The sequence below is a fragment of the Streptococcus devriesei DSM 19639 genome (genome assembly GCF_000423725.1).
Taxonomy (GTDB): Bacteria; Bacillota; Bacilli; order Lactobacillales; family Streptococcaceae; genus Streptococcus; species Streptococcus devriesei.
On record NZ_AUIN01000021.1, the window covers coordinates 1 to 24,457 of the forward strand.

Genomic DNA, 24,457 nt, shown 5'->3' on the forward strand with positions numbered 1-24,457 from the left:
CGTTGGCATCCCTGCCTGCTCAAGGAGAGGAATTTTAGAAGGTCTCTGCCAGTCGTATTTGATCATTTTGCCTTGGCAATGAGGGCAAGAAGGAGCGGGATAATCAAGGGTGGCTTGCACCTCAATGTGAGATTGGTGCTGAGAAGCCAAGATTATTTTGATGTGTGGGTCTTTTATTCCGAGTAATTCTGTGGTATTCTTAAGGTGTCTCATAAGTTACTTTCTAATGATGGTTTAGGCGCTTTTCATTATAAGTCTTATGAGGCTTTTTGTGTATTCAAAAAGCTCTACAATATCCAAAGTGGCGTTACCCACTACAGATATTATAGAGCCAATCTCTCACCTCATTAAGGGGGAGAGATTTTTTAGGCTGTAACTGAGCGCAGATTAAATTCTTGGGGAAAAGAGATGCTTGCTGTTTGCGCTTTAACGCTTACAGCTGTGGCTGCTCTGGAGTAAGGCTTTCCTTGCGTGCAAGCACTTAACGTCAAGTTCCTATTTCTCTGTCAGGAATTTTCGCTGAAGCGAATCGTTCCTTTGTATCTTGGTTAATTGAACACGGAACTAATTCCTTTGGAGAAAAGATGACTTTCCTTGCGTGCAAGCACTCAACGTCAAGTCCCTATTTCTCTGTCAGGAATTTTCGCTGGAGCGAATCGTTCCTTTGTATCTTGGTTAAAGGAAAGGACGGGATTTGAACCCGCGCGTGAACAAAGTCCACTTGCCGGATTTCGAGTCCGGTGCCGTACCAGGCTGGGCCACCTTTCCAAGTGCAGCTCTTTAAAAATCGTTTTAAAGAGCTGTAAAGAGATTAAAAAAGAGCCAGCAGGAAAGCTGACTGAGCTAAAGAGCTCGAAAAATGCGGAGAAAGGGATTTGAACCCTCACGCCCGTTGCGGGCACATGCGCCTGAAGCATGCGTGTCTGCCGTTCCACCATCTCCGCGTAACTTTATAATACATTATACTATTATACGCTTTTTTTGTCATTTGCCAATACCTAAAAAGAAAAAAGATTATTTTTTTGATATAATGTAGTTAATAAATTTAGCGAGGAGAGCGTTTGCAAGGGAAAATTATTAAGTCTTTGGCCGGATTTTATTATGTGGAGTCAAAAGGACAGGTTTATCAGACACGGGCACGTGGGAATTTTAGAAAAAAGGGCCATCGGCCCTATGTCGGCGATGAGGTTGATTTTTCGGCAGAAGAACATTCTGAAGGCTACATTCTGGCTATTCATGAGCGAAAAAACAGCTTGACGAGGCCGCCGATAGTTAATATTGATCAGGCTGTGGTTATCATGTCAGCCAAGGAGCCTGATTTGAATACCAATCTGCTGGATCGTTTCTTAATCCTTTTGGAACATAAAAAGATCAAGCCTTTGATCTATATTTCGAAGCTGGATTTGTTACAAGATTTCAGCTATTTGACTGTCGTCAAGGAGCAGTACCAAAAAATCGGCTATCAGGTTATCTGCCGTTTAGAGGATCTGCTGCCGCTTTTAAAGGACAATATCACTGTGTTTATGGGGCAGACAGGAGTTGGTAAATCAACCCTGCTCAATAAGATTGCGCCGGATTTGGAGCTTGAAACCGCCGAGATTTCAGACAGCTTAGGCCGCGGCCGTCATACAACACGTGCTGTAACACTTTATAATGTCCACGGCGGTAAAATTGCCGATACGCCCGGATTCAGTTCGCTGGATTACGAAATAACAGATAGTGAAGCTTTAACCGCTGCCTTTCCCGAATTTTTGCAGCTGAGCTCTGCTTGCAAGTTTCGTTCCTGCACCCATACGCATGAACCGGACTGTGCGGTTAAGGAGGCTTTGGAACATGGCGATATCTGGCAGGAACGCTACCAGCATTATCTGCAATTCCTCAGCGAGATTGAGAATCGTCGGGAGATTTATAAAAAAACAATTAAGAGAAAGTAGGTCTTTTTATGTCAACTTACAAAATTGCCCCTTCTATTTTGGCTGCGGATTATGCTAATTTTGAAAAAGAATTAAAACGTATTGAAGAAACAGGCGTTAAATATGTCCATATTGATATTATGGACGGTCAGTTTGTTCCTAATATCAGCTTTGGTGCAGGTGTAGTTGCCAGTATGCGTAAGCACAGCAAGTTAGTCTTTGATTGCCACCTTATGGTTGTTAATCCGGAGCGCTATGTTGATGATTTTGCCCAGGCAGGAGCTGACATTATGACGATTCATGCTGAGGCGACTACCCACATTCACGGTGCTTTGCAAAAAATCAAAGCTGCAGGTATGAAAGCAGGCGTTGTCATCAATCCGGGAACTCCTTTAACAGCGATTGAGCCGGTGCTGAGTTTGGTTGATCAGGTTTTAATCATGACTGTCAATCCGGGCTTTGGCGGACAAGCCTTTATTCCTGAGTGCTTGGAAAAAGTAAAATTAGCAGCTCAGCTGCGCAAACAGCGCGGTCTTAGCTATGACATCGAAGTTGACGGCGGAGTAGATAATCAAACAATCGGTGCCTGCGCCCAAGCAGGAGCCAACGTTTTTGTGGCAGGTTCTTACCTTTTCAAGGAAAATCTGTCAGCTCAAGTTGAAACACTGAAAGCGGCCTTAAATGACTAGAGTAGCTCTCTTTACCGGGGGTGATTTGGAGTATTTCACGACGAATTTTGATTATTTTGTAGGAATTGACAGAGGCTGTTTTTTCCTTCTCCAAAATCACCTGCCTCTGGATTTGGCTGTTGGCGATTTTGATTCGGTGTCTCATCAAGAGCTGCAAAAAATTAAAACTTCAGCCAAACGGCTTATTACAGCCCCGGCAGAAAAAGAGGATACGGATACTGAATTGGCTCTCAAAGTGATTTTTCAGCAGTTTGAAAAAGCTGAAGTAACCGTCTTTGGAGCTTTTGGCGGCCGTCTTGATCATACATTGGCAAATGTTTTTCTGCCGAGCAATCCGGATTTAGCTCCCTTTATGCAGCATTTTCATTTGCGTGACAGGCAAAATCTGGTACAGTTTTTTCCGCCGGGTCAGCACTGTGTTGAACAGGAAGATGGCATGGCTTATGTTTCTTTTATGGCTGACAATGATGCTCCTTTGACTATTCAGGATGCTAAGTATGAGCTCTCTGAAAAGAATTTCTTTCAGAAGAAGATCTACGGCAGCAACGAATTTGTCGGCAAGCCCATCTGTTTTTCTGTTCCATCGGGCTATGTCGTTGTTATTCAAACCAAAGATAGGATTTAATTAATAATGGATATTCTCACTTTATTGCTGGCTTTGAGCGCTTGCTTTATCAGTGTTGCTATTTTCTTGAAGCTGGATAAAAATAAATCAGACTTGGAAAAAAAGCTGGATAACAATGCTGACAATTTGTCAGACCAAGTTTCTTATCAGCTGGAAATGGCGGATAAAAACCAGCTGCTCGAAATAAATACGCAGCTGACACGCCTGCAAAATGACCTGTCACAGCAGTTTGCAGATCTAAGGGAGGTTTTATATCAAAATCTCACTGACAGCCGCGATCGTTCCGATAAACGTTTAGAGCAGATTAACCTTCAGCTAACGCAGTCTGTTAAAGAAATGCAGACTTCAAATGAAAAACGTCTGGAGGAAATGCGGCAGACTGTTGAGGAAAAGCTGGATCAAACTCTGCACAACCGTCTCAGAACGTCCTTTGAGACAGTTTCTAAACAGTTAGAAAGTGTCAACCAAGGCTTAGGTGAGATGAAGACAGTAGCGCGTGATGTCGGAACGCTAAACAAAGTTCTCTCCAATACCAAGACACGGGGAATCTTAGGTGAGCTGCAGCTTGGGCAAATCATTGAAGACATTATGACTGAAAGTCAGTATGAACGGGAATTTGCTACGGTTAAGGGATCGGCTGAGCGCGTGGAATACGCCATCAAACTTCCGGGCAACCATCAGGATGAGCATGTTTATCTGCCTATTGATTCTAAGTTTCCGCTGGAAGATTATTATCGTCTGGAAGATGCCTATGAAACGGGTGATAAAGAGCAGATTGAGCTTCATCGCAAGGCCCTTTTGGCCGGCCTCAAGCGTTTTGCCAAAGATATTCAAAAGAAATATCTTAATCCGCCGGAAACGACTAATTTTGGCATCATGTTCCTGCCGACAGAAGGTCTTTATTCAGAAGTCGTCAGAAATGCAGGCTTCTTTGACAGCCTGCGCCGTGATGAGCACATTGTCGTTGCAGGACCGTCAACTCTGTCAGCGCTTCTAAATTCGCTGTCTGTTGGCTTTAAGACCCTGAATATCCAAAAGAATGCGGATGACATCAGTAAAATTTTAGGGAATGTCAAGTCAGAATTTAATAAATTCGGCGGTCTTCTGCAAACAACTCAGAAGCAGCTGCACCGCGCCAGCAATAATATTGATAAGCTTTTGACAACACGTACCAACGCCATTGACCGAGTACTTAGAAATATTGAACTATACGAAGATGACAATACTCGCTTGCTTTTAAATGTTGCACCGCTAGAAGATGAGGAACCAGATGAAAATTAATCAAATGAAAAAAGATGAGCTTTTTGAAGGATTTTATCTCATTAAGTCAGCAGAACTTCGAAAAACAAGAGCCGGTAAGGATTATCTTGCTTTTACTTTTCAGGATGATACAGGGGAAATCTCCGGCAACCTTTGGGATGCGCAGCCTTATAATGTTGAGGAATTCACAGCCGGCAAAGTTGTCTTTATGAAAGGCCGTCGTGAAGTGTACAACGGTATGCCGCAGGTGAATCAAATCAGTTTGCGCCATCCTAAAGACGGGGAGCCTAATAATCCTAAAGATTTTAAGGAAAAGCCGCCGGTTGATGTCAAGGAAATCAGAGATTATTTGGAGCAGATGCTTTTCAAAATTGAAAATGCCACTTGGCAGCGGATTGTCAGAGCGCTTTACCGCAAGTACAGCCATGAATTTTTCAGCTTTCCTGCTGCAAAGACCAATCATCATGCTTTTGAAGTCGGTCTGGCCTATCATACAGCAACCATGGTTCATTTGGCGGACAGCATCGGAGATATCTATCAGGAACTTGACAAGAGCCTCCTTTTTGCCGGGATTATGCTCCATGATTTAGCCAAGGTTCTTGAGCTGTCCGGTCCTGAAAACACCGAATATACGGTTCGCGGCAATCTGATTGGTCATATTGCCTTGATTGATGAAGAAATTACCAAGACCCTAGCTGAGTTAAACATCGATGATACCAAGGAAGATGTTATCGTTTTGCGCCATGTCATCCTCAGCCATCACGGGCTCCTAGAATATGGCAGTCCGGTCAGACCGAGGATTATGGAGGCAGAGATTATCCACATGATTGATAACCTTGATGCTGAAATGATGATGATGACCTCAGCACTGTCGCGGGTATCCGAAGGCGAAATGACGGGACGTATTTTCGCCATGGACAATCGTTCCTTTTATAAGCCTCAAAAAAATCACTAAAAGACGAAAAAAGATGGATATTAGGATGGTAATGTTCGTCTTTTTGTTTTGTTATATGGTATAATAAAAGTAAACTAATGAATGGTGAGTTTATGAAATTACGACGCAGCGAACGAATGGTTGTTATTTCCAATTATCTGGTCAACAATCCTTATCAATTAACAAGTCTTAACACCTTTGCAGAAAAATACGGTGCAGCAAAGTCATCTATTTCAGAAGATATGGCTATTATCAAAAAAGCTTTTTCAGAAAGCGGCATCGGCCATATTGAGACGGTAACCGGTGCTAATGGCGGTGTTATTTTTACGCCTAGCATTTCTGCCGCAGAAGGCAAAGCAATCGCCAAAGAACTCTGTCAGCGCCTTTCAGAGAGCAACCGGATTTTGCCGGGAGGCTATATTTACCTGTCAGATTTACTGAGTACACCCAGTATTTTAAAAAATATCGGCCGGATTATTGCCAATGCCTTTAAAGGTGAAAAGATTGATACCGTCATGACAGTTGCGACTAAAGGAGTACCTTTGGCTAATGCTGTTGCCAATATTCTCAATGTGCCTTTTGTCATCGTTCGGCGTGATTTAAAAATCACAGAAGGCTCAACGGTATCTGTCAATTATGCTTCGGGCTCGAGCGATCGTATCGAAAAAATGTTTTTGTCAAAACGAAGCCTCAAGCCCAACAGTCGGGTTTTGATTGTGGATGATTTCCTTAAAGGAGGCGGCACAGTCAGCGGCATGGTCAGCCTTCTGAGCGAATTTGACTGTGAGCTGGTCGGTGTAGCTGTTTTTGCTGACAATGCCCAAAGAAAGCCTGAGCGCCTGAGCTATAAGTCCCTTTTGACTGTTACCAATATTGATGTCAAAGAAAACAAGGTTGATGTTCAGCTGGGAAATATTTTTGATGACTAGATAAGATGATAAAATTGTGAAAGTCAGAAATGTCATCGATGTTTCACTAATTAACTGTGCAGCAGTAGAACGACAGGTTATTCGGGATAATGGTTTGCCTGTTTTTAATCAGAGTTGCTTGGGTTTGTCAGAAGTAAACCTGTTCTTTAGAAAAATCTTGGTTTTTAGGTTCTGCTTTTGCTCAGATTATTTATTTTAAAGGGACAGGAACAGTAAAAAACTATTGACAAAACAGTGCCGCTGTGCTATTATGATAAGCGGTACTTTTTACTTTTGGTCTCTCAAAAGTGTACAGAGACGTGCTGACAAATGTTGCAAAGTACACACAGGTATAGGCTGTCACCAAGTGCTATGCCAACCAAAATAAAAATTTTACAGGAGAATGTAGATGCCTACAATTAACCAGTTGGTACGTAAACCACGTAAGTCTAAAGTAGAAAAATCTAAGTCACCAGCTTTGAATATTGGTTACAACAGCCATAAAAAAGTTCAAACGAATTTATCTTCACCGCAAAAACGCGGTGTTGCTACCCGTGTTGGGACAATGACGCCTAAAAAGCCTAACTCAGCCCTTCGTAAATTTGCCCGTGTGCGTTTGAGCAACCTTATTGAAGTAACTGCCTATATTCCAGGTATCGGCCACAACCTGCAAGAACACAGTGTTGTTCTTATTCGCGGCGGACGTGTTAAAGACCTTCCGGGTGTGCGTTACCATATTGTTCGCGGAGCACTTGATACTGCAGGTGTTGCTGATCGTAAACAAGGCCGTTCTAAATACGGTGCTAAGAAGCCTAAAGCATAAGGAAGGGAGATTAAGAAATGAGTCGTAAAAATCGTGCGCCTAAGCGCGAAGTATTGCCAGATCCATTGTACAATTCAAAACTTGTAACACGTCTTATCAATCGCGTTATGCTTGATGGTAAGCGCGGTACAGCTGCAAGTATCGTCTATGGAGCCTTTGAACAAATCAAAGAAGCAACAGGAAATGACGCTCTCGAAGTTTTTGAAACAGCTATGGAAAATATCATGCCTGTTCTTGAAGTTCGTGCCCGCCGTGTTGGTGGTTCTAACTACCAAGTTCCCGTTGAAGTTCGTCCGGAACGCCGTACAACACTTGGCCTTCGCTGGCTGGTAACAGCATCACGTGCCCGTGGTGAACATACAATGAAGGATCGTCTTGCCAAAGAAATCTTAGATGCTTCAAACAATACAGGTGCATCTGTTAAGAGACGTGAAGACACACACCGTATGGCAGAAGCCAACCGTGCCTTTGCACACTTCCGCTGGTAATCTAAGATACGAGAGCGTTAAACAAGTCCTAGACAAAATAGGAAAAGCGACGACGAAGCTTAGGCTTCTAGGAGATTTTATCTTTTTGTCAGTGACTTGTAGCTCGAGTTCAATTATCTAAGACACGAAGACATATAAAACGGATAGTGAAATTAGAAAACTTGACGAAGAAGCTTGAGCTTCTAAGGAGTTCATCATTTTTCACTGAAAGTATGCAACTCGTGCTCAATTTAACGAATAAATATTAGAACGGGTAGGTCCCTGCCTATCCGTTTTTTCCAAAAATTATAGACTATAGGAGAAAACCATAATGGCTCGCGAATTTTCACTTGAAAAAACTCGTAATATTGGTATCATGGCCCACGTTGATGCCGGTAAAACAACTACAACAGAGCGTATTCTTTACTATACTGGTAAAATCCATAAAATTGGTGAAACCCACGAAGGTGCTTCACAAATGGACTGGATGGAACAAGAGCAAGAACGTGGTATTACCATCACTTCAGCTGCAACAACTGCACAATGGAAAGATCACCGTGTTAATATCATCGACACCCCGGGGCACGTGGACTTCACTATCGAAGTTCAACGTTCACTGCGTGTTCTTGACGGTGCTGTTACCGTTCTTGATGCCCAATCAGGTGTAGAACCTCAGACAGAAACTGTTTGGCGTCAAGCAACTGAATACGGTGTTCCGCGTATCGTATTTGCTAACAAAATGGACAAAATCGGTGCTGACTTCCTTTACTCAGTAAGCACTCTTCATGACCGCCTCCAGGCAAATGCTCACCCAATTCAATTGCCAATCGGTGCTGAAGATGATTTCCAAGGAATTATCGATTTAGTAACAATGAAAGCGGAAATCTATACCAATGACCTTGGTACAGACATTCTGATTGAAGATATTCCGGCAGAATATGTTGACCAAGCAAACGAATACCGTGAAAAATTGATTGAAGCAGTTGCTGAAACGGACGAAGACCTCATGATGAAATATCTTGAAGGTGAAGAAATTACAGAAGCAGAATTAAAGGCTGCTATCCGTAAAGCAACTATCAATGTTGAATTCTTCCCTGTTCTTGCCGGTTCAGCCTTCAAAAACAAGGGTGTTCAAATGATGCTGGATGCCGTTATTGACTACCTTCCAAGTCCGCTTGATATCCCTGCAATCAAAGGTGTAAACCCAGATACAGATGAAGAAGAAGAACGTCCAGCTTCAGATGATGAACCATTTGCAGCACTTGCCTTCAAGATTATGACTGACCCATTTGTGGGACGTCTGACCTTCTTCCGTGTTTACTCTGGTGTTCTTAATTCAGGTTCTTACGTTTTGAACACAACCAAAGGCAAACGCGAACGTATCGGACGTATTCTGCAAATGCATGCTAACAGCCGTCAGGAAATTGAAACCGTTTATTCTGGTGATATCGCTGCTGCTGTTGGTTTGAAAGAAACGACAACTGGTGACTCATTGACAGATGAGAAGGCTAAGATCATTTTGGAATCTATCGAAGTTCCAGAACCGGTTATCCAGTTGATGGTTGAACCTAAATCAAAAGCTGACCAAGACAAGATGGGTGTTGCCCTGCAAAAACTTGCCGAAGAAGACCCAACCTTCCGTGTTGAAACAAACGTTGAAACTGGTGAAACTGTTATCTCTGGTATGGGTGAGCTTCACTTGGATGTCCTTGTTGACCGTATGAAACGTGAATTCAAGGTTGAAGCCAATGTAGGTGCTCCTCAAGTATCTTACCGTGAAACATTCCGTGCTCCTACACAGGCACGTGGATTCTTCAAACGTCAATCCGGTGGTAAAGGTCAATTCGGTGATGTTTGGATTGAATTTACGCCAAATGAAGAAGGTAAAGGCTTCGAATTCGAGAACGCTATCGTCGGTGGTGTGGTTCCGCGTGAATTTATTCCAGCCGTTGAAAAAGGTCTTCAAGAGTCTATGGCTAACGGTGTTCTTGCCGGCTATCCAATGGTTGACATTAAAGCTAAGCTTTACGATGGTTCTTACCACGATGTTGACTCATCTGAAACAGCCTTCAAGATTGCTGCATCACTTGCTCTTAAAGAAGCTGCCAAAACAGCACAGCCGGTTATTCTTGAACCAATGATGTTAGTAACCATCACAGTTCCTGAAGAAAACCTCGGTGATGTTATGGGACATGTAACAGCTCGCCGCGGACGTGTTGATGGTATGGAAGCACATGGTAACAGCCAAATCGTCCGTGCTTATGTTCCGCTTGCTGAAATGTTCGGCTATGCAACAGTTCTTCGTTCAGCATCGCAAGGACGCGGTACCTTCATGATGGTCTTTGATCACTATGAAGATGTTCCAAAATCTGTTCAAGAAGAAATCATCAAGAAAAATGCAGGAGAAGCTTAAGCTGTTTGATAAAGCATCTTAGAGCCGCAAAGACTTGATTCTTTCATAAAAAGGAAAACGTGAAATTTAGCTTGATAAGGCTTAGTTTTCGTTCTCCTTTTTTTCTTTTCATCAAGGAAAATCGTTTGCAATTTTCTTAAAATAATTATATAATAAGGGTGTTAAAAGGTTGGTTTATACTTGTGTAAGTTAATCTTTTCACAATTGTCTAAAAGGCTCTGCCTTTTAAAATAAATTTTTTTGATTTTCATAAGGAGGAAATCACTAATGGTAGTTAAAGTTGGTATTAACGGTTTCGGTCGTATCGGACGTCTTGCTTTCCGTCGTATCCAAAACGTAGAAGGTGTTGAAGTTACACGCATCAATGACCTTACAGATCCTAATATGCTTGCACACTTGTTGAAATATGATTCAACTCAAGGTCGCTTCGATGGTAACGTTGAAGTTAAAGAAGGCGGATTCGAAGTTAACGGCAAATTCGTTAAAGTTTCTGCTGAAGCTGATCCAACAAAAATTGATTGGGCTGCTGACGGTGTAGAAATCGTTCTTGAAGCAACTGGTTTCTTTGCAACTAAAGAAGCTGCTGAAAAACATTTGCATGCTAATGGCGGTGCTAAGAAAGTTGTTATCACAGCTCCTGGTGGAAGTGATATCAAAACAATCGTTTTCAACACTAACCATGAAATCCTTGATGGTACTGAAACAGTTATCTCAGGTGCTTCATGTACTACAAACTGTCTTGCTCCAATGGCAAAAGCTTTGCAAGATAGCTTTGGTGTAAAACAAGGTTTGATGACTACTATCCACGCTTACACTGGTGACCAAATGGTTCTTGACGGACCACACCGTAAAGGTGACCTTCGTCGTGCTCGCGCTGCTGCAGCTAACATCGTTCCTAACTCAACAGGTGCTGCAAAAGCTATCGGTCTTGTTATTCCTGAATTGAATGGTAAACTTGACGGTGCTGCTCAACGTGTTCCTGTTCCAACTGGATCAGTTACTGAATTGGTAGCAGTTCTTGATAAAGAAGTTACTGTTGATGAAGTTAACGCAGCTATGAAAGCAGCTTCAAATGAATCATACGGATACACTGAAGATCCAATCGTTTCTTCAGATATCGTAGGTATGTCATTCGGTTCATTGTTCGATGCAACTCAAACTAAAGTACAAACTGTTGATGGCAAACAATTGGTTAAAGTTGTTTCTTGGTATGATAATGAAATGTCATACACTTCACAACTTGTTCGTACTCTTGAGTACTTTGCAAAAATCGCTAAATAATAGTGATTGTAAAAGAAGAAGGCTTCGGCCTTCTTTTTTGTTTCAAAAAATGCAGAAGCTGCAGCCATCATTTCAAAATAATAGACTTTTAAAAAAGCCGATGTTATAATGAAAGAAAGCAGTTTCACAGATAAAAAGGAGAAGAGATATGGAAGTTTATACGTTGAATAATGGTGTAAAAATCCCAAAGATTGGTTTTGGAACATGGCAGATTCCTGATGGCGATGAGGCTTATAACAGTGTCAGCCATGCACTTAAAGTAGGCTACCGCCATGTAGACACTGCACAGGCATACGGCAATGAGGTCAGTGTCGGAAAAGCAATTGCAGACAGTGGCATAGCGCGTTCTGATATTTTTTTAACAACAAAAGTTTGGAATGACAAACATGATTATGAACGGGCCAAAGTTTCTATTGATGAATCGCTTGAAAAACTTGGTGTTGATTATTTAGATCTTCTTTTGATTCACTGGCCTAATCCTAAAGCTTTGCGGGAGAATGACGCTTGGAAAGCGGGGAATGCCGGTGCTTGGAAGGCTATGGAAGAAGCTTATCAGGCTGGAAAAGTTCGTGCGATTGGTGTTTCAAACTTTATGATTCATCACCTGGAAGCACTGTTTGAAACAGCTGAAGTTAAACCGCATGTCAATCAAATTCTTTTAGCCCCAGGCTGTGTTCAGGAAGAATTAGTTGATTTTTGCCGAGCTAATGATATTCTTTTAGAAGCTTACAGCCCGCTGGGAACCGGAACAATCTTTGGCAATCCGGTGGTGGAAGAAATTGCTGATAAATATGATAAATCAGTCGCCCAAGTTGCCCTGCGCTGGTCGCTGCAAAAAGGATTCCTGCCTTTGCCAAAATCAGTGACTCCTAAAAATATTGAGGCTAATCTGCATATCTTTGACTTTGATTTGGACGGAGAGGATATCAGCAAATTAGACAAGCTTGAGGGCCTTAAAACCCAGCAAAATCCTGATCAGGTTAACTTCTAATTATGGCAGCTGCAATCAGCTGTTTGTTCCATAAAAGAGTAAGGCATATCTCTTCAACGTTTTATGACCTTACTCTTTTTTATGCCTGCCGGCTTTCGCTGTGAGAATGATACTTTATTTTGTAAATTAGGGAATGAAACGGCTTTACGGATTCCACTTTGGGGAAATTTGTGATATAATTAGCATGTATAAAAATTTTTTAAGGAGTCTACATTCATGGCTAAATTGACTGTTAAAGACGTTGATTTAAAAGGTAAAAAAGTTCTCGTTCGCGTTGACTTTAATGTACCTTTGAAAGATGGCGTTATCACTAACGATAACCGTATTACTGCGGCTCTCCCAACCATTAAGTACATCATTGAGCATGGCGGCCGTGCTGTGCTGTTCTCTCACCTTGGACGTGTGAAAGAAGAAGCTGACAAGGAAGGTAAATCACTTGCTCCTGTAGCTAAGGACTTGGCTGCTAAATTAGGCCAAGATGTTGTTTTCCCAGGTGTTACACGTGGTGCCGAATTGGAAGCTGCTATCGACGCTTTGAAAGATGGCGAAGTTCTCTTGGTTGAAAACACTCGTTTTGAAGATGTTGATGGCAAGAAAGAATCTAAAAATGATCCAGAACTTGGCAAATACTGGGCCAGCCTTGGCGACGGTATCTTCGTAAACGATGCCTTTGGTACAGCTCACCGTGCTCACGCTTCAAATGTCGGTATCTCAGCAAACGTTGAAAAGGCAGTTGCCGGTTTCCTTCTTGAAAACGAAATTGCTTACATCCAAGAAGCTGTTGACAACCCGGTTCGTCCATTCATCGCTATTCTTGGTGGTTCAAAAGTTTCAGACAAGATCGGTGTTATTGAAAATCTTCTTGAAAAAGCTGACAAAGTTCTTATCGGCGGCGGTATGACCTATACATTCCTTAAGGCTCAAGGAATTGAAATCGGTGATTCACTTGTCGAAGAAGACAAGCTGGATATCGCTAAAGCTCTTCTTGAAAAATCAAATGGCAAATTAATCTTGCCGGTTGACTCAAAAGAAGCCAATGCTTTTGCTGACTACACTGAAGTTCGTGATACTGAAGGCGAAGCCATTGATCCAGGATTCCTCGGTCTTGATATCGGTCCTAAGTCTATCGCTAAATTTGACCAAGAATTGACTGGTGCCAAAACAGTTGTCTGGAACGGACCTATGGGTGTCTTTGAAAATCCTGATTTCCAAGCTGGTACTATCGGTGTGATGGATGCTATTGTGAAACAACCAGGTGTTAAATCAATCATCGGCGGCGGCGATTCAGCTGCAGCAGCTATCAACCTCGGCCGTGCAGACAAATTCTCATGGATTTCAACAGGCGGCGGCGCGTCAATGGAACTCCTTGAAGGTAAAGTGTTGCCAGGTTTAGCAGCTCTTACTGAAAAATAAGCCTTGAAGGCTAGAAAAAAAGAGACATTTGTCTCTTTTTTTCTGTACATTGCTTAGAGTTTCTACGAAGCGGAGCGAGTTAGAAAATCTAGCAAGGTAAAAAGTACTTCCAGGACTTGCGGCTCTTACTGAGAAATAAAATCTTGCGACGAAAAGAGTTGTGAATACAACTCTTTTCTAGTACATACGCTAGATTTTCTGCGAAACAAAGTGAGCATAGAAAATCAGCGGAGGTAAAGGTAAAGTGTTGCCAGGTTTAGCAGCTCTTACTGAAAAATAAGCCTTGAAGGCTAGAAAAAAGGAGACATTTGTCTCTTTTTTTCTGTACATCGCTTAGAGTTTCTACGAAGCGGAGCGAGTTAGAAAATCTAGCAAGGTAAAAAGTACTTCCAGGACTTGCGGCTCTTACTGAGAAATAAAATCTTGCGACGAAAAGAGTTGTGAATACAACTCTTTTCTAGTACATACGCTAGATTTTCCGCGAAACAAAGTGAGCATAGAAAATCAGCGGAGGTAAAGGTAAAGTGTTGCCAGGTTTAGCAGCGCTTACTGAAAAATAGGCGGTAAGTCAGAAATCTTTGATTTCGTAGACGCACCCCGCAAGGCTAAATAGGCTGGTCACAGATGTAATGAGGTGAACTGCCATTCAGCTACTGCGAAATTTGAGAACTCGAAAAAGCACTGAAAGGTGCTTTTTCTATGCATTGCCAGAGTTTCTGTGAAATGAAGCAAACTAAAAACGATAGCAAAGTATAAAGTACTATTAGGCTTGGCAGCACTGACAGATAAGCTGAGTCAGTCTAACATCTGACAGCCGTTTGTGATTTTAAGCTTGTTTCAGGTGAAGTCAGGCGTTTTTCAGACGTATTGAAATCAGAAGCAGATGGCTGAAGACCCTATAATATGATAAAATGAAAGAGAAAATTAATATGGAGAAAGCTCTGGGGAAGCTATCTGCATCTCATGCAGGCTGACTGGTAAACTCCGATTAATCTTTCAAATCGTAAAAATGATGGTGATATAATAATCTATGAATAATCTGAAACGTTTTTTAATGCGTTATAAATTTGAAATCAATAACTTTAAACTAGGCATGCGTACTATAAAGACAGGAATCGCAGTCTTTTTAGTTCTCCTCTTGTTTCATTTTTTTGGCTGGGAAGGTCTGCAAATCGGAACTTTAACGGCTGTTTTTAGTTTGCGTGAGGACTTTGATAAAAGTGTCCACTTTGGAACATCCAGAATTGTAGGCAACAGTATCGGCGGCTTTTATTCAATGATTTTTTTCTTGCTAAACGGCTTGCTGCACTATCAATTCTGGGTGACACTTATTTTTGTTCCTATTTTTACCATGTTAACAATTATGACCAATGTTGCCATGAATAATAAAACAGGAATTATCGGCGGTGTTGCAGCCTTGCTTATCATTACACTTTCTATTCCCAAAGATGAAACGATTTTTTATGTGTGTGCCAGAATAGCAGAAACTTTTGTGGGAGTTTTTATTGCTACTGCGGTAAACACAGATGTTGACAAGCTGCGGGAGATATTTTACAAGAAGGGAACATAATTTTGATATTTTGTGTCATAAAATATGACATAAGGGTTGACACTCCCTTATTTTCAGAATATAATAGACAATGAAAGGAGGGAAATCGTGAAAGAAAAAGAACTAAGACGGTCAATGGCAGTATTTCCTATTGGTACCGTTATGAAATTAACAGATTTGACAGCTCGTCAAATTCGATATTATGAAGATCAAGGGTTGCTAACACCGGATCGTAGTTCAGGCAATCGTCGGCTTTATTCTTTAAATGACATGGATACCTTGCTTGAAATCAAAGATTTCTTAGATGAAGGTTTAAATATTGCGGCTATCAAGAGAGAATATGCTGATCGCAAAGACAGGGCTTTGAAGAAAAAGAAGACTCTTACAGATGCGGACGTTCGCCGTATCTTGCATGATGAACTCCGAAATCAGGGCCGTTTTTCCAGCCCGACGCAACCCCTTGGCGGTTTACGTATGTAATAGCATGCGTAGCATCATTTTTTATTTATTTCATATTTTAAAAGGAGGCCTTTATGGCAATCACAGCAGCTGACATTCGTCGTGAAGTTAAAGAGAAAAATGTTACCTTCCTTCGCTTAATGTTTACAGACATTTTGGGAATTATGAAGAATGTGGAGATTCCAGCTACTGACGAGCAACTAGAAAAAATACTTTCAAATAAGGCAATGTTTGACGGTTCTTCAATTGAAGGATTTGTCCGTATCAACGAATCTGACATGTATCTTTATCCGGATTTGAATACGTGGACAGTCTTTCCTTGGGGAGACGAGAACGGTGCTGTTGCAGGTCTTATTTGTGATATTTACACATCAGAAGGAGAACCTTTCCCGGGTGATCCGCGCGGTAACCTCAAAAAAGCGCTTCGCCACATGGAGAAAATTGGTTATAAATCATTTAATTTAGGACCAGAACCAGAATTTTTCCTTTTCAAGATGGACAATCTTGGCAATCCGACAACTGAGGTTAATGATAAAGGCGGTTATTTTGATTTGGCACCGACCGATCTTGCCGATAATACACGCCGTGAAATTGTAAATGTCTTGACCAAGATGGGCTTTGAAGTAGAAGCCAGTCATCACGAAGTAGCTGTTGGGCAGCATGAAATTGACTTTAAATATGCCGATGTTTTAACTGCTTGTGATAAAATCCAGCTCTTTAAATTAGTTGTAAAAACGATTGCTCGTAAACACGGTCTCTATGCAACCTTTATGGCCAAACCTAAATATGGTATTGCAGGATCCGGTATGCATTGTAATATGTCACTGTTCGGCAAAGACGGCAATGCTTTCTTTGATCCGAAAGATCCGCGCGGTATGCAGCTGTCACAGGATGCCTATTATTTCTTGGGCGGTTTAATGAGACATGCCTATAGCTACACTGCCATCATGAATCCGACAGTTAATTCCTACAAGCGCTTGGTTCCTGGTTATGAAGCACCGGTTTATATCGCTTGGGCCGGCCGCAATCGCTCGCCTTTGATTCGTGTTCCTGCATCGCGCGGTGTCAGCACACGTTTGGAGCTGCGTTCAGTTGACCCGACAGCCAACCCTTACTTAGCGCTTGCCGTTCTTTTGGAATCAGGTCTTGATGGTATTGAAAATAAAATTGAAGCGCCGGCGCCTGTTGAGTCTAACATTTATATTATGACAGCAGAAGAACGTAAAGAAGCAGGAATACTTGATCTTCCATCAACTCTTCACAACGCTCTTAAAGCTCTTCAGGAAGATGAGGTTGTTAAAGCGGCTCTTGGTGAACACATTTACGTCAATTTCTTAGAGGCTAAGCGCATTGAATGGTCGAGCTATGCAGCCTTTGTTTCACAGTGGGAAGTAGATAATTACCTCGATCTTTATTAAGAAAAAACAATATATTAAAAGCCAGAATGACTATTTCTGGCTTCAGACTGAAGAAAAAGTCTATTTTCTTAAAAAGTAATATTTTGTTATGATACTTTCCTTAGGTAGCACGGACGGTAGCGACTTCCTTCGGAATTCCAAACCTAGATTTTGAGCCTAGGTCTCAAAATCTCCGAGAGGCAGAAACTCACTGTTCCTGCCTCTTTTGCTACATCGGAAAGTATCGGATCAGGCTTCGCTCATTTCTACATCATCTTATAAAAACGAAAAGTGATACGATTCTATGTTGGAATTTTAGAGAGAATTTAGTTTTGGGAGTTTGTCTACAACCTGAAGCCAGAATGACAATTTCTGGCTTTTTTGTGGAAAATGTTATTTTTAGACGATAAGAATTGTTGTTTTCTTAACTTAGCCTTAAAACAGCTGAAATATTTGTAGGTTATCATGATTATATCACTTTTCGGAGGTTATATATTGTCATGATAAAAGAGAGTACAACAGCTAAATTTTTAGGGAAGGCTGCCTTAGCAGTAGCTGTGACAGCAGCGGCAGGCTTTTTAGGAGATCAAGTAACTAAAGCTGATGAGTATGTTCTTCAAGAAGGAGATTCCTTCTTTAGTGTTGCCCAAAAGTACAATATGGATGTATATGAGTTAGCAGCACTTAACGGAAAAGATATTACAAGTCTCATTTTACCAGGACAAACCTTAACTGTTAACGGTCCTGCAGCACCAGCGCCTGCAGACAATAGTCAGGCACAAGCACCGGCTGCTGATGGCAATACTTACCCTGTTGGCCAATGTACCTGGGGAGTTAAAGAAGTAGCGACTTGGGCCGGCGACTGGTGGGGCAACGGCGGTGACTGGGCTGCCTCTGCAGCAGCACAAGGTTACAGTGTTGGTAATATTCCAGCAGTAGGCTCTATCATGTGCTGGACAGATGGTGGTTATGGACATGTTGCCTATGTAACAGCTGTTGGTGCAGACGGCAAAATTCAAGTTCTGGAATCAAATTATAAAGATCAGCAATGGCTTGATAACTACCGCGGTTGGTTCGATCCGAATAATAGCGGTACTCCGGGAACTGTCAGCTATATTTATGCGAATTAAAAATCAAACATTCAAGAGTTTGGGACAAAAGTCTCAAACTCTTTAGTATTATTCCAGATTTACTAGATTGACGCAGTGGTTGGGAGTAAGACTTGTCGACTTAGCCGACTTAGTCTTACCCCTGCACAGTTCATTAGGTGCTTTAGCACCAATGAACCACTGCTGGCTGGCTTTCCTTTTGCCACAAGGCCAAAGCGGAAAACCTAGCCAACTGTGCGGGGGTGGGAGTGAAACGGTCTGGGGAGAGACCGTTTCAGGTCACCACCTTGAAACTAGGGAGTGGTGGGAACCAAAATTTTCAATTTTTGGGTTCTTTCCCACTCCCATTTTTGTTCCACTCTCTTTTCTGTTTGCAAAATACTATCAAAAAAACACTTAAGTTTTTTGTTTAGCTTAAGTGTTTTTGGATGGTTTTAATGTTTATCGGGAGTTAAAATCATAGGGATAATAATAGGCTCGCGCTCAGTCTTTTCATAAAGGTAAGGTCTGAGTGCGTTGACAATAGCTCCGTTGATAGATTGGATGCTGGCCTCTTTATTTTTCAGAGCAATGCGGATAGCATTGAAAAGAATCCTCTGACTGCTGCGAATTAAATCGCCGGATTCCCGCATGTAAATAAACCCGCGGCTGAGGATATCCGGACCAGCTAAAATCATTTTCGTCTTAAAATCAACAGTGGCAACGGCCAAAACAACACCGTCCTCAGACAGATCGTGACGATCGCGCAGAACTGCTGCACCAATATCGCCGATTCCGTTTCCGTCAACATAAATGTCCTGAGCATTGAAATGACCAGCTCTTCTGGCAGAGTTTTTAGTCAAAGCCAAGACATCACCGTTTTCCATGATGAAGATATTGTCCTTAGGAACACCGGTATCAATAGCCAGTCCGGCATGGACTTTCTGCATGCGATATTCACCGTGAACAGGCATGAAGAATTTTGGCTTGATCAAGCGCAGCATCAGTTTTTGTTCCTGCTGTCCGCCGTGACCGGATGTGTGGATGTTATTGACTTTACCGTGGATGACCTCAACGCCGGCTTCCTGAATGGTATTAATCAGCTTATTGACGCTGGTTGTGTTACCAGGGATTGGGCTGGATGAGAAAATGACAGTGTCGCCGGGCTGCAGCTGGACTTGTCTGTGTGTTCCATTAGCAATCCGAGACAGGGCTGCCATCGATTCACCCTGGCTGCCGGTACACATAATCAGAATTTCACCAGCGTGGTACTCTTTGATCTCGTTGGGTTCGATAAAGGTTCCCTTAGGTACCTTGATATAGCCCAATTCGATTCCGTTGGCAATAGCTTTTTCCATAGAACGGCCAAAGACAGCGATTTTGCGTCCTGTTTTTACGGCAGCCTCAGCAGCTTGCTGTAAACGAAAAATATTGGAAGCAAAAGAGGCAAAAATAATCCGTCCATGAATACCTTCAATGATATTCATGATGGACTGCCCGACAACCTTCTCAGAATTAGTAAAGGTTGGAACCTCTGCATTGGTCGAGTCTGACAGCAGACAAAGGACGCCGTCCTCGCCAAGAGCAGCCATACGGTGAAGATCTGCCGGCTCACCAACTGGCGTAAAGTCAAACTTGAAGTCTCCGGTACAGACGATTTTTCCTTGAGGTGTGTGGATAACAACCCCCAAGGGTTCCGGTATAGAGTGAGTGGTTCTAAAGAAAGTAACACTAAGATTTTTAAAGGTCAGCTCAGTATTATGGTTAATTTCGTATAATTTAGCATCGCGCAAAAGGCCATGCTCTTCCAATTTACCGCGAATCAATGCAAGAGCCAAGGGGCCTGCATAAATAGGAATATTGACCTGCTTTAAAAGAAAGGGAATGCCGCCGATATGATCTTCGTGACCATGTGTGATGACGAGCGCCTTGATGCGGTCAATATTGTCCACAATATAAGAATAATCTGGGATAACGTAGTCAATGCCAAGGAGATCATCCTCAGGAAATTTAATGCCTGCATCAACAATGATAATCTCATCTTGGTATTCAATGCCGTAGGTATTTTTACCGATTTCTCCCAATCCGCCAATAGCATAAACGCCGACTTCTTCGGCTTTTAAATTAATATTTGCCATTTTAAAGCTCCGTTAGTTCAAAGGCACCTGTCTCTTTTTCATATTCCAGGTGTCTGTCTGAAAGAAGCTCGATGAATTCAATATTGTAAGCTGTTTTTTCCTCAACTGTTTGGCGGGCTTTGATGCGTCCTTCAAGTTCATCCTTAGCATCAATATCGAGGTAGAGAGCTTTTGTTTGTTCGCGGCGCGGACTGCGGTCTTTGGTTTCTTGATAGAAAACTTTGTAAATCATTTTATTCCTTTCTGCTATATCCTGATTAATCCAAACTACAAAAAATCGGTCAAATATAAAACCTTGCTATATTTGACAGGAGATTATGAAATTTTTATGAGTAGTAGATTTAACCTTAATTCGTTGCAATTATTAAAATTATACCATAATTTAAGACGTTAGTAAAAGCATTAGGATAAAATTCTCAATCCATCAGATGTTAAAATTCAAGTTGAAAGTTCTAAAATGAAGTTAGCCAGTTGAGAGTATCCTTCACTAGAAGTATGATTTTAGTGAGGGCTTTTGTGATTGATTCTGGGAGAGCAAACTGATTTATTCTACTAATGGAGTAAACTTGGATTAGGTATAGATGTCAGAGTATCTGGGTATTACTGTGTTTTATTATATAATCTAGTTTTTCTTGCCGTGTTTTCTGTTTAAAGAGACTTTCTGCTTTCATGACAGCATTTTTATGGTCGAAAGTTTCAGAATAAAGGAGTTTGACTGGCAGGTGCGATTTGGTGTATTTAGCCCCGTTACCAGCATTGTGAGTTGCGATTCGCTTGTTCAAATCGGTTGATAATAGTATAATTTATAATAGATTTTATGAATACACTAGTATTAGATTCAACCGCATTTGATAATTTTAAAACAGTAAATGAGGACAACCTTTCCATCGTTGAAGGAGGGATAAATGGACTTGGATTTGCAACTTCATATCTTGGGGAATGGGGTTTTGCACTAGGAGCAATAACTGCTGCTACTCCTGTCGGAGCAGCTCTTTATGGGGGGCGGCTGTTTTTATGGCTGGTGCCGCTGTATATTATGCATTCGAAGAATAAGAACGGGAACTGATATGTTATTTAATACTAAGTTTAGAAGATGGTATACGCTATTCCTATTTCTAGTAGTAGCTATAATATGGGCGATAACTTTTTGGTCTTATAGTAAACTGTTTGCAGTTTTATCTTTTATCGCAATTACGGCTGTCAATCTTCTTGCCTTTTTTGCAGTAAAGGGCTCAGATAACTAACGTCAATAATTTTGTACTTTATAACTAAGTTAAACACGAGAGAGGATCATAGCTCTCTCGTGTTGTCATTCTTGAGTTTTTAGTAGACAAGTTAAAATGAACAGCTGCTAGGTCGTTTTACTACTCAAAGCAAGAAGAATTTTGTCTTATTTTAGAGTTATTGAAATGGCAAAGGAATGGATACTTTCGGAGCTATTGCAGGTGGTGTTACTGAGGGAGTGAGTGGTGCAGTTTTAGATTTTAGAGTGCTGCCAATAAATGTTTCTGAGTTGCCATGCCCATAATACTCAGCAGTATCAAGCCAGTTAATTCCGCCTTGCAAAGAGGCCTTAATGATATCATAAACAGAATGACTGGTGACTGTTTTCCACCAGTTTTTTCCTTGATTGCTGAATTGCCAAGTTCCTAGTCCGATAGGAGAAAGTTTGAGTGACCTAAAGGTCTTAAGTTTTCCATAGAAAAGCTCCTTTTAATATTAGTTCAAATAGCTGTGATTGCGGTACCAGCGAACAGTATCTAACAAGGTTTCTTCAAAGGGTCTGAAATGTCCGCCAAGTTCCTGCTCAGTTTTTTCATGGTTAAAATATGTTCGAAGATATTCTTCGGCTGTAATGTCTGCTACCTCTTTACTGACTAGAACAGGCTTACCCGTTACCCTGTGATAAAGCTCATTCCATTGTGCTAAAATTTGAACCAGGAAACTTGGAATATGGCGTTTTGGGGCAGGAATACCTGTCACTTTTTCCAAGGTTTTGACAATCGTTTCCATAGTCATATGACGCCCCGCTGCCAAATAACGCTCACCTCTGCGTCCGTATTTTTAGGCTGAAATATGAATGGCGGCAACATCTCTGGCATCGACGACACTGTAGCTGGCTTTGGTGATAAGACCCGGTAATTTTTGTTGCATATAGTCCAAAATCAGCTGTCCGGTAGCAGTTGGTCCCATATCTCCCGGACCATACATCGAACCGGGCAGAACATAGCAAATAAAAAGATCGGGATGCTTGTTAAGGAAATCATCTACAGCCTTCTCGCTTAAAATTTTGCTGCGGTAGTAATTGAGCTTAGTATCAGGATTTCGTGACATAGTCTCATCAATAGGCTGATTGCGTTCACCTTTTAGTACGGCAATAGATGAAGTGTGCACTATTTGACGGATACCGGCGTCATAAGCAGCCTGCATCAGATTAATAGTTCCTGTAATATTAGTATCATAAAGTTCCTGCCAATGTTTTCCACCTTTATGGTTGTCTCGGAAGAAAGCTGCTGTATGAAAAAGACTGTCGCAGTCGGCTAAGTAGGATCGGTAGCTTTCCGGCTCAAGAATATCTCCTTTGACGTATCGGATTGGTAAATTCCTAAATTGCAGCTTAGCTTTTTCCTCGGAACGCACTAAAGCAGTGACTTTTATACCTTGATCAAGCAAAGCACGAACAAGATTATTGCCTAAAAGTCCTGTAGCGCCGGTTACAAAGGCGTGTTTAACAGTTCTGGGATTTTTTGATGCAGCAGTATTGATATCTGTCATAATAGCTTCCTTTTCTTAATTGAATGACTTATAAAACGAGTTACCCATAAAATAGATGACACGTCATCTATTTTTAAAGTCATTTTATATTTTTAATAGTTAATTGTCAACAATTTAGGTAAACTAGTGTAAAATAGAAAAGAGATTAATCTGATTTTTAAAAGGGAAGTACATAATGTCATTAAAAGGTTCTCAATTTAGGTATTTATTTAGAAGTGCTGAAAAACGTGCAACAAAGGAGTTGGGCAGGCTGCTGGACCCTTTGGGAATAACGCCTAATCAGGGAGAAGTCATTGTCGTATTAGGAAAGCACGCTCCCTTGTCTTTGAAAGAGTTAGGAAATTTGCTTATCTGTGAAGAAAAGAGCCCCAGCAGGCTGGTGCAATCACTTATTAAAAAAGGCTTGGTAACTAAAGAAAAATCTGCCAGTGATGGCCGCAGTTCTCTCTTATCTCTAACGATGGCAGGTCAAAAATTGCTTCCTAAAATTGAAGAATGCGAGAGTGTCTTTGATCAAAAATTAGAGAAGGACTATCCAGAAATTGAAATACTCAATCAAGCCTTAAAATCCTATATTACAGGCAGCTCTTACGAAGAAAAACTCAAGCGCCGTTTACTCTGGGATGAGAAGAAATAAAGGAAAAGTCATGAAAATTTTAGCATTTGATACGTCAAGTAAAACGATGTCCGTTGCTCTTTTAGAGGAGGATCATCTTTTGGCATCTATGACCTTAAATATTAAAAAAAATCACAGTGTCAGTCTGATGCCTGCGATTGATTTTCTGTTGCAATCAGCAGATTTGAAACCAGCCGATTTAGACCGTATTGTGGTTGCGGAAGGGCCCGGTTCTTACACGGGACTGCGCGTGGCTGCAGCTACCGCTAAAACGCTGGCTTATGCACTTGCTATTGACTTAGTGGGCGTCTCCAGTTTGCAGGCACTTGCTCTCAGCAGTCATTCGAAGGGTTTGGTTATTCCTATTATGGATGCCAGACGCCGCAATGTCTATGCTGGTTTCTATGAAAATGGCAAAGCAGTAGAAGCTGATAGGCATGCCTCATTTCAGGATGTTTTAGAACATTTGCAGGGAAGGCAGGAGCTTACTTTTGTAGGAGAGGTGGCCGCCTTTCGTGAAGATATTCAGCAGTTCTTTCCACAGGCACAAGCAGCAGAAACTTTGCCGTCAGCCTATGAGATTGGCAAAGTCGGCCGGCTGATGCCTGTGTCTGATGTCAATGCCTTTGTACCGAACTATCTGAAACGCGTGGAGGCAGAGGAAAATTGGCTTAAAGACCACGAAGAAACATCGGATTCTTACATTAAGCGGGTGTAG

The 24,457-nt window shown here is 41.6% G+C and carries 21 protein-coding genes, 2 tRNA genes and 4 pseudogenes; 19 read left to right on the forward strand and 8 right to left on the reverse strand.

All coding sequences use genetic code 11. From position 1 onward, the window contains the following. The 3 genes and pseudogenes from G573_RS11505 to G573_RS0105745 form a co-directional block, all read right to left on the reverse strand. A pseudogene (locus tag G573_RS11505) lies at positions 1-213 on the reverse strand (ISL3 family transposase); the annotation flags it as partial. 466 nt (positions 214-679) lie between these two features. Continuing rightward, a tRNA-Ser gene (locus tag G573_RS0105740) sits at positions 680-768 on the reverse strand. A gap of 92 nt (positions 769-860) precedes the next feature. Continuing rightward, positions 861-944, reverse strand: a tRNA-Leu gene (locus tag G573_RS0105745). Positions 945-1,061: 117 nt separating this feature from the next. Between G573_RS0105745 and rsgA the strand changes: the two genes are divergently transcribed. The 16 genes from rsgA (at position 1,062) to G573_RS0105830 (ending at position 18,252) form a co-directional block, all read left to right on the forward strand. Next, positions 1,062-1,934, forward strand: a complete 873-nt coding sequence (gene rsgA / locus G573_RS0105750) for a ribosome small subunit-dependent GTPase A (RefSeq protein WP_027975817.1) — start codon at positions 1,062-1,064, stop codon at positions 1,932-1,934. An 8-nt stretch (positions 1,935-1,942) separates the two neighbouring features. Beyond that, entirely contained in the window at positions 1,943-2,602 is a 660-nt protein-coding gene (gene rpe / locus G573_RS0105755) for a ribulose-phosphate 3-epimerase (protein WP_027975818.1), read from the forward strand. Beyond that, positions 2,595-3,227, forward strand: coding sequence for a thiamine diphosphokinase (locus G573_RS0105760; RefSeq protein ID WP_027975819.1), 633 nt, complete (start codon positions 2,595-2,597; stop codon positions 3,225-3,227). The genes rpe and G573_RS0105760 overlap by 8 nt, the downstream gene beginning before the upstream one ends. A 6-nt stretch (positions 3,228-3,233) precedes the next feature. Then, positions 3,234-4,508 (forward strand): DNA recombination protein RmuC, encoded by a 1,275-nt coding sequence (locus tag G573_RS0105765; RefSeq protein ID WP_027975820.1) that lies wholly within the window; start codon positions 3,234-3,236, stop codon positions 4,506-4,508. Then, positions 4,498-5,442, forward strand: coding sequence for a 3'-5' exoribonuclease YhaM family protein (locus G573_RS0105770; RefSeq protein WP_027975821.1), 945 nt, complete (start codon positions 4,498-4,500; stop codon positions 5,440-5,442). The genes G573_RS0105765 and G573_RS0105770 overlap by 11 nt, the downstream gene beginning before the upstream one ends. A 92-nt stretch (positions 5,443-5,534) precedes the next feature. Beyond that, complete coding sequence (purR, locus tag G573_RS0105775; RefSeq protein WP_027975822.1) at positions 5,535-6,350, forward strand: pur operon repressor; 816 nt, start codon at positions 5,535-5,537, stop codon at positions 6,348-6,350. Positions 6,351-6,738: 388 nt separating this feature from the next. Then, a complete protein-coding gene (rpsL, locus tag G573_RS0105780; protein ID WP_027975823.1) occupies positions 6,739-7,152 on the forward strand; it encodes a 30S ribosomal protein S12 in 414 nt (137 codons plus the stop codon). A gap of 17 nt (positions 7,153-7,169) precedes the next feature. After that, positions 7,170-7,640, forward strand: a complete 471-nt coding sequence (gene rpsG, locus G573_RS0105785) for a 30S ribosomal protein S7 (protein WP_027975824.1) — start codon at positions 7,170-7,172, stop codon at positions 7,638-7,640. A gap of 310 nt (positions 7,641-7,950) precedes the next feature. Beyond that, on the forward strand, positions 7,951-10,032 hold the full coding sequence (fusA, locus tag G573_RS0105790; protein WP_027975825.1) for an elongation factor G: 2,082 nt from the start codon (positions 7,951-7,953) through the stop codon (positions 10,030-10,032). A 267-nt stretch (positions 10,033-10,299) separates the two neighbouring features. Further along, positions 10,300-11,313, forward strand: a complete 1,014-nt coding sequence (gene gap / locus G573_RS0105795) for a type I glyceraldehyde-3-phosphate dehydrogenase (protein WP_027975826.1) — start codon at positions 10,300-10,302, stop codon at positions 11,311-11,313. Positions 11,314-11,461: 148 nt separating this feature from the next. Then, positions 11,462-12,304, forward strand: a complete 843-nt coding sequence (locus G573_RS0105800) for an aldo/keto reductase (RefSeq protein WP_027975827.1) — start codon at positions 11,462-11,464, stop codon at positions 12,302-12,304. 216 nt (positions 12,305-12,520) lie between these two features. Beyond that, the gene (locus tag G573_RS0105805; protein ID WP_027975828.1) at positions 12,521-13,717 is read left to right on the forward strand and encodes a phosphoglycerate kinase; all 1,197 of its coding nucleotides are present in this window, start codon (positions 12,521-12,523) and stop codon (positions 13,715-13,717) included. A gap of 1,030 nt (positions 13,718-14,747) precedes the next feature. Continuing rightward, complete coding sequence (locus G573_RS0105815) at positions 14,748-15,287, forward strand: FUSC family protein (protein WP_027975829.1); 540 nt, start codon at positions 14,748-14,750, stop codon at positions 15,285-15,287. Between the two features lie 87 nt (positions 15,288-15,374). Then, entirely contained in the window at positions 15,375-15,746 is a 372-nt protein-coding gene (locus G573_RS0105820) for a MerR family transcriptional regulator (protein WP_027975830.1), read from the forward strand. Between the two features lie 53 nt (positions 15,747-15,799). Beyond that, positions 15,800-17,143, forward strand: a complete 1,344-nt coding sequence (locus G573_RS0105825; protein ID WP_027975831.1) for a glutamine synthetase family protein — start codon at positions 15,800-15,802, stop codon at positions 17,141-17,143. A gap of 479 nt (positions 17,144-17,622) precedes the next feature. Continuing rightward, positions 17,623-18,252 carry a COG3942 and LysM peptidoglycan-binding domain-containing protein gene (locus tag G573_RS0105830; RefSeq protein ID WP_027975832.1) on the forward strand — a complete coding sequence of 210 codons (630 nt, stop codon included), beginning with the start codon at positions 17,623-17,625 and terminating at the stop codon, positions 18,250-18,252. A 413-nt stretch (positions 18,253-18,665) separates the two neighbouring features. Here the strand turns inward: G573_RS0105830 and rnjA are convergent, their stop codons facing one another. The 3 genes and pseudogenes from rnjA to G573_RS11280 all read right to left on the reverse strand — a co-directional run. After that, a complete protein-coding gene (gene rnjA / locus G573_RS0105840) occupies positions 18,666-20,348 on the reverse strand; it encodes a ribonuclease J1 (protein ID WP_027975834.1) in 1,683 nt (560 codons plus the stop codon). A 1-nt stretch (position 20,349) separates the two neighbouring features. Next, positions 20,350-20,580 (reverse strand): DNA-dependent RNA polymerase subunit epsilon, encoded by a 231-nt coding sequence (locus tag G573_RS0105845; protein ID WP_027975835.1) that lies wholly within the window; start codon positions 20,578-20,580, stop codon positions 20,350-20,352. Between the two features lie 352 nt (positions 20,581-20,932). Beyond that, positions 20,933-21,139, reverse strand: a pseudogene (locus G573_RS11280) (GIY-YIG nuclease family protein); the annotation flags it as partial. Between the two features lie 26 nt (positions 21,140-21,165). Between G573_RS11280 and G573_RS10945 the strand changes: the two are divergent. After that, positions 21,166-21,414, forward strand: a complete 249-nt coding sequence (locus G573_RS10945) for a hypothetical protein (protein ID WP_245543140.1) — start codon at positions 21,166-21,168, stop codon at positions 21,412-21,414. A 386-nt stretch (positions 21,415-21,800) separates the two neighbouring features. On the opposite strand, the pseudogene G573_RS11285 reads toward G573_RS10945, so the two are convergent. Beyond that, positions 21,801-22,048 (reverse strand): annotated as a pseudogene (locus G573_RS11285) (aldo/keto reductase); the annotation flags it as partial. Between the two features lie 19 nt (positions 22,049-22,067). Then, positions 22,068-23,123: pseudogene (locus G573_RS10950) on the reverse strand (SDR family oxidoreductase). Positions 23,124-23,298: 175 nt separating this feature from the next. Between G573_RS10950 and G573_RS0105865 the strand changes: the two are divergent. Together G573_RS0105865 and tsaB are read left to right on the forward strand one after the other, a co-directional pair. Next, a complete protein-coding gene (locus G573_RS0105865) occupies positions 23,299-23,760 on the forward strand; it encodes a MarR family winged helix-turn-helix transcriptional regulator (protein WP_027975836.1) in 462 nt (153 codons plus the stop codon). 10 nt (positions 23,761-23,770) lie between these two features. Next, entirely contained in the window at positions 23,771-24,457 is a 687-nt protein-coding gene (tsaB, locus tag G573_RS0105870) for a tRNA (adenosine(37)-N6)-threonylcarbamoyltransferase complex dimerization subunit type 1 TsaB (protein WP_027975837.1), read from the forward strand.